The organism is Mesorhizobium sp. WSM4807 (assembly GCF_055811615.1).
This window is the reverse complement of the sequence record NZ_JBVVQY010000077.1, coordinates 1-5001: the sequence shown is the minus strand read 5'-3', so window position 1 is coordinate 5001 and position 5001 is coordinate 1. Positions and strand designations below refer to the sequence as shown.

At 62.0% G+C, this 5001-nt stretch carries 5 protein-coding genes; 2 read left to right on the top strand and 3 right to left on the bottom strand.

Going from position 1 to position 5001, the window contains the following annotated elements:
• Positions 1–209 precede the first annotated feature (209 nt).
• Positions 210–443 (top strand): DUF6429 family protein, encoded by a 234-nt coding sequence (locus AC0L3N_RS33570; protein ID WP_123151629.1) that lies wholly within the window; start codon positions 210–212, stop codon positions 441–443.
• A 183-nt stretch (positions 444–626) separates the two neighbouring features.
• Here the strand turns inward: AC0L3N_RS33570 and ftsZ are convergent, their stop codons facing one another.
• Together ftsZ and AC0L3N_RS33560 are read right to left on the bottom strand one after the other, a co-directional pair.
• Positions 627–1634 (bottom strand): cell division protein FtsZ, encoded by a 1008-nt coding sequence (ftsZ, locus tag AC0L3N_RS33565; RefSeq protein WP_473551957.1) that lies wholly within the window; start codon positions 1632–1634, stop codon positions 627–629.
• A gap of 263 nt (positions 1635–1897) precedes the next feature.
• A complete protein-coding gene (locus AC0L3N_RS33560; protein WP_473551955.1) occupies positions 1898–2683 on the bottom strand; it encodes an SDR family NAD(P)-dependent oxidoreductase in 786 nt (261 codons plus the stop codon).
• Positions 2684–2759: 76 nt separating this feature from the next.
• Here AC0L3N_RS33560 and uxuA point away from each other — a divergent pair, with 76 nt between their 5' ends.
• The gene (uxuA, locus tag AC0L3N_RS33555; RefSeq protein ID WP_473551953.1) at positions 2760–3944 is read left to right on the top strand and encodes a mannonate dehydratase; all 1185 of its coding nucleotides are present in this window, start codon (positions 2760–2762) and stop codon (positions 3942–3944) included.
• Positions 3945–3960: 16 nt separating this feature from the next.
• On the opposite strand, the gene AC0L3N_RS33550 is transcribed toward uxuA, so the two are convergent.
• Positions 3961–4854 carry a sugar phosphate isomerase/epimerase family protein gene (locus tag AC0L3N_RS33550; protein ID WP_473551951.1) on the bottom strand — a complete coding sequence of 298 codons (894 nt, stop codon included), beginning with the start codon at positions 4852–4854 and terminating at the stop codon, positions 3961–3963.
• Between the last annotated feature and the right edge of the window lie 147 nt (positions 4855–5001).

The following is a 5001-nucleotide window of genomic DNA, read 5'->3' as shown; positions in this document are numbered from 1 at the left end:
CGGGGTGGAGCAGCCCGGTAGCTCGTCAGGCTCATAACCTGAAGGTCACAGGTTCAAATCCTGTCCCCGCAACCAAATCAAAAAAACGGCCCGCCTCGCGCGGGCCGTTTTGCGTTTGCGCCCTGGCGCGGCCAGTTTTTGATGCTCATCACGTTACCCTACGGTGTGGGTCTCGGCAGGCGCCGTTTTCCCGTGTTAAACTGCTTGGCATGGAGATGGACACCGACAAGATCGACAATGCCGTTCTGGGGCTGCTTTGGCTAACGCTGCATGAAGAGAGGCGCGCCTGGAAGGGATTGGATTGGGATGCTCTGGATCGCTTGCACCAGAAGGGACTGATCGCCAATCCAGCAAACAAGGCGAAGTCGGTGGTTCTGACAGATGAAGGCCTGCGACGGGCTGAGGAACTGTTCCGCACCCTGTTCACGCGGCCGGCGCCATGAGCGCTGGCTGGCGTTCCAATTCGACAGCAAGAGTCGCGCAGGCAAAACCGACAACTTGCTCCGCAGGCTCATCCCGCAACAATTGCGGTTGGGCGTTCCGCCCGACCACCGTCTGGCGGCGGTGTCCGGAGCGGCGGACTTTCAAGTCGAATTGCTACCGCCGGCGCTGTCATGGCGCCTGGTTCAGTTGATACGGTTTTCCAACCCCACGGTCAGCGGAATCTCAAGCCCCCGCCGCAATCCCGTCGCAACGACCGACACCCTGAATTTTCCTGCGAGCGCCTTGTCGAAAATGGCGCCGACGATGATGTCGGCATCGGCGTCAACCTCCTCGCGTATGCGGGTGGCGGCTTCGTCGACCTCGAACAGCGTCATGTCAGTGCCGCCCGATATCGAGACAAGGACGCCCTTGGCGCCCATCATCGACGCTTCGTCGAGAAGCGGGTTTGCGATCGCCGCTTCGGCTGCCTTCCTGGCGCGGTCCTCCCCGGTGGCTTCGCCGGTCCCCATCATCGCGCGACCCATATCGCGCATCACCGACTTCACATCGGCGAAGTCGAGATTGATCAGGCCTTCCTTGACGATGAGATCGGTGATGCAGCCGACGCCGGCGTAGAGAACGCGGTCCGCCATGGCGAAAGCGTCCGCGAAGGTCGTCTTGGCATCGGCGATCCTGAAAAGGTTCTGATTCGGTATGACGATGACGGTGTCGGCGCTTTCGCGCAGCCGCTCGATGCCCTCATTGGCGGCATGCATTCGGCGGTTTCCTTCGAAGACGAACGGCTTGGTGACGACGGCCACGGTCAGTATTCCCGCGTTGCGCGCGGCCTGCGCTATGACCGGTGCTGCACCGGTTCCAGTTCCGCCTCCCATGCCCGCGGTCACGAAGCACATATGCGTTCCCGCAAGATGGTCCATGATTTCGTCGATCGATTCCACGGCCGCGGCATGGCCGACCTCGGGCAGGGATCCTGCACCAAGGCCCTCCGTGACGTGCGCTCCCAATTGGATCAGCCGCGTTGCCTTCGACATGGTGAGCGCCTGGGCATCGGTGTTGGCAACGATAAATTCGGTGCCCTGCAAGCCTTCGGCGATCATGTTGTTGATGGCGTTGCCGCCACCGCCGCCAACCCCGATGACGGATATTTTGGGCCTCATCTCCGAGATTGCCGGCCTCGTTGCAGTGTTCATTTGCCGTCTCTCCCCTTGAATGCGCAAGCGCAGCGGTCGGTGGAAGGCTTGTTCCCGGCGCACTGCAAAGACTTTGGACAGTGCGCGAATCAGGACAGCCGAGCGTGACCAAGGGAATCAGACGGTTGAACCGGCTGCAAGTGCACTATTCGCGCTCGCGCATGTTATGCGCTATTGGTTCGCCGTCGGTGCTACGTGTGGCGGCTGCCTGAATATCGTCCGATGACAACGTCTCCCGTAAAGCCGAGACCGATTTTCCCGTTCTACTTCACGCCGATGCCGGCGGTCAGGCCGCCGTCGATCCTGTAGTCCGCGCCGGTGCAGAACCCGGCTTTCGACGAACACAGAAAGGCGATGAGTTCCGCCACTTCCTCCGGCTCGCCGATGCGCCCGATGGGGTGCGCTTCGCCGAAGCGCTTGTAGGCGGCCTCGACATCGGCGTCGGTGCCGTTTTCGCCGCGCGCCGCCTTTTCCAAGATAGGGGTGCGGATCGAGCCCGGGCTGACGGAATTGACGCGAATGCCAGAGCGCGCGTGGTCGAGCGCCAGAGCGCGCGTCAATGTGTGGATGGCGCCCTTAGTCGTGGCATAGGAGGCGACGTTCTGCTGGCAGGCGAAACCTTGCACCGAAGCCACGTTGACGATGGCGCCGCCGCCTCGCCTGATCATTTCCGGGATGCCGAAATGCGCGGTCATGTAGATCGAGCCGACATTTACGGACATCGCCCGGTTCCAGGTGTCGAAATCGGTGCTAACAGCGGTTCCATATGGATGGACCGCCGCGGAATTGACAATGATATCGAGGCCGCCGAACCGCTCGACACCGGTCGCGACCGCGTCGCGAATCTGATCCGGCACGGAGACGTCGACGGCCATGACCAGCGACCCGGCGCCGGAGCTGTCCAGTTCCGCTGTCATCGCCGCGTTGGCCGCGCGATCGATGCCGCAGGCGATGATCGCCGCGCCGCCCGCCGCAAGACGTCTGGCGGTCGCCAGGCCGATCCCGGTCGTCCCCGTCACCAGAGCGATCTTGCCGTCGAAATCCTTCATTGCGCAAACTCCTTTAATTTGACTTCCATTGTGGCCCAACAATACGGTTCTGTTTTATCGCAAAGGGAAAGCCTCGATGGAACAATTCTGGCGCTGGTATGGCCCTGACGACCCGGTGACGCTCGATCATGTCAAGCAGGCCGGAGCCACGGGCGTCGTGTCCGCCCTGCATAATATCTACGACGGCCGCGCCTGGCCTTTGACGGACATCCTGGAGCGCAAGCACATCATCGAGGCCGAAGGGCTGACCTGGTCGGTCGTGGAGAGCATTCCCGTCCACAATTCGATCAAGATCGGCTCGGCGGAACGGCTTCGCTATGTCGGCTGGTACAAAGACACGATCCGTGCGCTCGCCAAGGCTGGCATTGCGACGATCTGCTATAATTTCATGCCTGTGGTCGACTGGACCCGCACCGACCTTGCCTATCGGCTTCCAACGACGGGCTACGCCCTGCGTTTCGATGCGATCGATTTTGCCGCATACGACATTTTCGTCCTGAAGCGCAGGAATGCCGAAGCCAGCTACAGCGTGGCACGTGTCGCCGAAGCGGAATCGCGACTGAAGGAACTGAGCGACGAGCAGATCGACAGGATCGAGCGCAATCTGATTGCCGGCCTGCCGGCGACCGAGCGCAGCTACGACCGTGATAGTTTTCGCGAGGCATTGGCGGAATATGACTCGATCGGGCCGAAGGAGTTGCGCGACAATCTTGCCTGGTTTTTGCGCGAGATCATTCCGGTGGCCGAGCAGGAGGGAGTGCGCATGTGCATCCATCCCGACGACCCGCCATTCTCGCTCTATGGCTTGCCACGGATCGTTTCGACCGCCGAGGACGCGCGTTTCATCCTCAACGCCGTCGACAGCCCGGCGAACGGCCTGACATTCTGCACCGGCTCCTATGGTACGCGCGCCGACAACGACATTGTCGGCATGGTCAAGGAATTCGCCGACCGGATCCATTTCGTCCATCTGCGTAATGTATCCATCGAGGATGACGGCTCCTTCTATGAAGCCGAACATCTGGAGGGCGGCACCGACATGGCGCATGTCATCCTCGCTTTGATGCGGGAAGAGACGCGCCGCCGCAAGCAAGGCCGTGCCGACTGGCGGATTCCCATGCGTCCCGATCATGGCCATCTGCTCGCCGACGACATCGGCAAGACCAGGATCAACCCCGGCTACTCGTTGATCGGCCGCCTGAAAGGCCTCGCCGAACTGCGTGGCATCATGCGCGCTGTGGAACGTTTTGAGCTGGCCTGAGGATCGCAAACAGGTGCTAAAGCTGATGGCTTGACGCAACAAGCTCGGCCTTGCGCCGTGCCGTCTCCAACCCGATGGCGATGAAGCGGCGTGCGTGCCGGGCCAGTTCCATATTGTCGGTCCACAGATTGCGCCAGATGGCGGTTTTCTTCGACAGGTTCTCGTCGACGATCTCCGACGAGAAGGATTCGAAGCTGAGGTCGTCGCCATAGCCGATTGCGGTCAGCGCATCGAAGGTCGAGGCGAAGTCGATGTTGCCGGTGCCGAGGAAGCCGCGATGGCTCTCGCCGATATGGACATAACCGATCTTTTTGGCGGCGTGGCGGATTGCCAACCCGATATCGGCCTCCTCGATGTTCATATGGAACGTGTCGAGATGCAGAAAAATGTTGTCGGAACCGGTGTCCTCGATGAAGGCCAACCCTTGCGCCGCGGTGTTGAGCAGATTGCTCTCGAAGCGGTTGACGATCTCGAGATTGAGCGTGACGCCGGCGGCCTTGGCGGTCTCCGCGACCTTGGCAAGCGTGGTGGCACTGCGGTTCCATTGGTCGCGCGTCGGCGCCTCAGTCTGCAATCCATGGCTGGTGCTGAGGATGCCGGCGACCTTCTGGCCGCCGAGATCGCGGGTGAGCGCGATCGTGCGTTTCAGGATTTCGACGCCATGCGCGGCAATCGCCTTGTCGGCGCTTGAAATGTCGCCGTCGGGCGGCAGCCCGATGCTGATCGCCACGCCGAGATCGAGGTCGGCGATGCGCTTGGCCAGCCCGCCAACATCGACATTGGCGGGGTCGAGATAGGAGAATTCGATCAAGTCGAAGCCGGCCTCCTTGGTGTTGGCCAGCGTCCGCTCGAGGTCGCCTTGCGCCGAGCTCGCCGACCAGACGAAAGAGTGGATTCCAATGCGCGACATGATCGTCTCCTGCTGCTCGAGAGCATCGGACCCAAAAGTGGGAACCGGTTTTGGGAAAACAAAAAGTGGTGGGGGGGGGGGGGGGGGGGGGGGGCGGGGCGGGGGGGGGGGGGGGGGGGGGGGGGGGGGGGGGGGGGGGGGGGGGGG

Coding starts and splice junctions, on each gene's coding strand:
- uxuA (WP_473551953.1), top strand. CDS start 2,760: ATGGAACAATTCTGGCGCTGGTATGGCCCTGACGACCCGGTGACGCTC.
- AC0L3N_RS33550 (WP_473551951.1), bottom strand. CDS start 4,854: ATGTCGCGCATTGGAATCCACTCTTTCGTCTGGTCGGCGAGCTCGGCG.
- AC0L3N_RS33570 (WP_123151629.1), top strand. CDS start 210: ATGGAGATGGACACCGACAAGATCGACAATGCCGTTCTGGGGCTGCTT.
- AC0L3N_RS33560 (WP_473551955.1), bottom strand. CDS start 2,683: ATGAAGGATTTCGACGGCAAGATCGCTCTGGTGACGGGGACGACCGGG.
- ftsZ (WP_473551957.1), bottom strand. CDS start 1,634: ATGAACACTGCAACGAGGCCGGCAATCTCGGAGATGAGGCCCAAAATA.